The organism is Campylobacter concisus UNSWCS, from assembly GCF_000466685.1.
GTDB lineage: Bacteria > Campylobacterota > Campylobacteria > Campylobacterales > Campylobacteraceae > Campylobacter_A > Campylobacter_A concisus_A.
Map to the genome: position 1 here is coordinate 1 of NZ_ANNG01000171.1, position 652 is coordinate 652.

Sequence of the window (652 nt, forward strand, 5' to 3'; positions counted from 1 at the left end):
GCTAGAAAATCAAAAGAAATTTCTTGATAGTAATTTCTTTATGATAAATGGCGAGTATGTCCCTTACTCTAACTTTTATTTTTCCAGCTGGCATAACTCGAATAGATACATTGCCGAACTCAATAACCGAGTAGCTAGCCTTAATGATTATGCTCTAAGTCAAGGTCTTTGCCCTATTTTTGCAGTTTTTACCTTGCCAAGTGAGTATCATAGACAAAAGCTTATAACTCTTAAGAGTGGCAAGAAAAAGCTTGTTTATAATAAAAAGTTTATCGATGATGAAGATCATAGCGTTAGCGCAGGTGCTAGTAAGCTTCAAGCTTTGGTTAGAAGCATTATGAATTCATTGCATTTTAGAAGCTTATCACAAAATCAAAGGTGCTATATAACTACGAAAGAACCACATTTAGACGGAACTTGTCATTTAAATTTGCTTGTTTTCGTGCCTAAAGAGAATTTGAATAAGTGCGTTTCTGCTATCAAAGATCGTTTTTTAGATACTCATAGCAGGGTTGAAACCGATATTAAAAATGCTACTTCGTATGTTATGAAGTATATTTTTAAAACCCTTGATGATCTTCGTCAAAATCCTGATTTAGATAATTTGACCGATATTAGCTACTGGTATTTAAAGCATAAAATTAGGCGTTTT

General features: G+C 33.1%; 1 protein-coding gene. It reads left to right on the forward strand.

Annotated features, from left to right (window positions below):
- Window positions 1-40 precede the first annotated feature (40 nt).
- The coding region (locus tag UNSWCS_RS11415) for a replication endonuclease (RefSeq protein WP_200862637.1) at window positions 41-652 on the forward strand (612 nt) is incomplete at its 3' end.